The 2,198-nt window shown below is 56.8% G+C and carries 3 protein-coding genes; all 3 read right to left on the minus strand.

Annotated elements, in window-relative coordinates; genetic code table 11:
- The coding region (locus SxD43FB_RS25695; protein ID WP_217988837.1) for a hypothetical protein at nucleotides 1-246 on the minus strand (246 nt) is incomplete at its 3' end.
- 22 nt (nucleotides 247-268) lie between these two features.
- Nucleotides 269-862: a recombinase family protein gene (locus SxD43FB_RS23370; protein WP_096064140.1), complete on the minus strand. Its 594-nt coding sequence runs from the start codon at nucleotides 860-862 to the stop codon at nucleotides 269-271.
- Nucleotides 863-1,205: 343 nt separating this feature from the next.
- Nucleotides 1,206-1,823, minus strand: a complete 618-nt coding sequence (locus SxD43FB_RS23380; protein WP_096064142.1) for a hypothetical protein — start codon at nucleotides 1,821-1,823, stop codon at nucleotides 1,206-1,208.
- Between the last annotated feature and the right edge of the window lie 375 nt (nucleotides 1,824-2,198).

Here is a 2,198-nt window from a genome sequence, read left to right on the forward strand (position 1 = left end):
ATTGGCGGAGAGGCAGGGAAGCCTTGATGGTTCCCCGATTTCGCGTGATTCGCGGCTGCTGATAATAGGCAGGGCTATCAGGCTGTAGCGGTCCTGTGTAGCCCTTGGTTCGACAGACACGCTGGTATTCGAACCATTGTCCATGACAGTTTCTAGCGATGATAACGCGCGATATCGTCGCCCCTGACGATAGCAGGGCACAATCGATGTCATGATGTTGAAGTGAGGGTGGACCGGCAGCGTCATCCCCGATCGTAGGCGACCATGGTCAGGCGGCGATCGGTTCAGCCATCTGGGTCTTGATCCGATGGACAGTGCCGACGCCGACCTTGAGCTTCTTGGCCGTCATATTGATGCTGGTGCCCTTTGCCAGTTCGCCTCGGATGCGATCGGCCTTGGCTGGATCGAGAGATGGTCGGCCGCTCTTTTTCGTCGATCGGGCCAGACCAGCCATGATACGCTGCCTGAGGATGCTGCGTTCGAACTCGGCAAACACGGACAGCATGCTGAACATCGCGCGACCAGCGGGCGTTGAGGTATCCAGTCCCTGCGTGTGCAAATACAAGTCGACTGAACGATCGTTGATCTCGCCAAGGAAGCCCACAAGATGCTGGAGAGACCGGCCCAGCCTGTCGACGGACCAGCATGCGATGAGGTCGATCTCGCGGCGCGTGACCATCTGCATGAGACGATCATATCCCGGACGCTGATCCCGACCCTTTGCCCCGCTGATTCCTTCGTCGGCAAGTTCGGCGACGATATGCCAGCCCAGACGATCCGCCACAGCCATGAGTTCGCGACGCTGGTTTTCGACCGTTTGGGTATCCGTGCTGACCCGAAGATAGAGAGCGACGCGTTTCATGCCGGGAGATTCTCACATCTCAGCGATCGACTCAAGCACTTCAAATACTTCGATATTTTATGCCATTATGGTATTACGGGCCATGGACCTATACCATCTCCGCGTCGGCGATCTTGTGATCCGTGAGACCGATACCGAGTGCGGGATGAAGCAGCATATCGGCGAGGTGATCTCCGTCCGAGCGCGGGTCCGATATTTTCACCCGACGCAGGACTGGCGAGATTGGTGGGACCTTCACCATGCGACGCCATATCCCTACGGACCATGGCGGGAAGATCGTCGCTGCCGGTTGATCCGCGCAGAGGTCGACCAGTTGGATCGTCTCGGGCTGCGGTGATGGCGATCAGGCCGCAGCGGCCCGTTCCCTTTCCGCGCGCAGTTCCTTCGACGCGCGAGCGCACGTCTCGTCGATCAGTTCGGCATTGAAGTGCTTGCGACGTTTGCCATGCCACACCACCGATCCGACATCTGACTCGTCATCATATTCTATGAAGTCAGGCCAATCAGGATGAGGACGCCGACGGCTACGGCTTTGCCCATCAGCCTTCCACCACCGATTGAGCAAAACAATCGAGTCTTTTGGGCGGGAGCATCGTTTGTCAGAGTTCAACGGGAGTTGGAGGAAGAATGCCAATGCCGATTCTGCCAGATAAACAGGCACAGTGAATCGCTTGTGGTGATGACCCGCCTTGCGACCAGATACCGCTTGTGATGACACCTCGCCGAGATAAATCGACAGCCCCTCTTCAGCGATTGTGGTGCGGACTTTGTGCTCCGGTCTCATGCGGCCCTCGAAGTCCTTGGTGATTCCAACATACTGAAGCTTGGGTATCGTCTGTCGATCAACCGTTCCGGCCGCCATGTATAGGACCTCGCCCATATCCCATTCACGGATTACGGCTTTCGCAGCTTTGACGCTATCATACGGCCCATACCAATCGACAACCACAGCATAGGTCATATTTCTCTCCCCCAGAACAGGGTCCAATAAACGGCAACGGGATGAGCAAGGCAAGTGTCCCGCTCCGAAATCAACCGAATATGGAATGGGCAAAATCGGGGGCAATAAAGTGGCGGAAATGCTCAACTTCATCTTGGCGAAATCAGGCGGGTTTTTGGAACGCAGATCGGGACTATGAAGTTGAGTGCCGATCGCTGACCGACATCATCGCGGCCCCCCCTGGCCGTCGGCATGGTCAACGCCATGATCCGGATGGAATCGTCCCAGGAGGATCATAAAGGTCGATATCGTCCGGCGACTACGATGGCGTGCGGATCGCCGCTGGGATCATCCACGCTCAGCCTGGGACAATCATCATGGAAAAATCGTCGAGCC

The organism is Sphingobium sp. D43FB (assembly GCF_002312805.1).
Taxonomy (GTDB): domain Bacteria; phylum Pseudomonadota; class Alphaproteobacteria; order Sphingomonadales; family Sphingomonadaceae; genus Sphingobium.

What these genes read in the sequence shown, in the direction of transcription:
- SxD43FB_RS23380 (WP_096064142.1), bottom strand. Translation starts at nt 1,823, where the DNA reads ATGACCTATGCTGTGGTTGTCGATTGGTATGGGCCGTATGATAGCGTC.
- SxD43FB_RS23370 (WP_096064140.1), bottom strand. Translation starts at nt 862, where the DNA reads ATGAAACGCGTCGCTCTCTATCTTCGGGTCAGCACGGATACCCAAACG.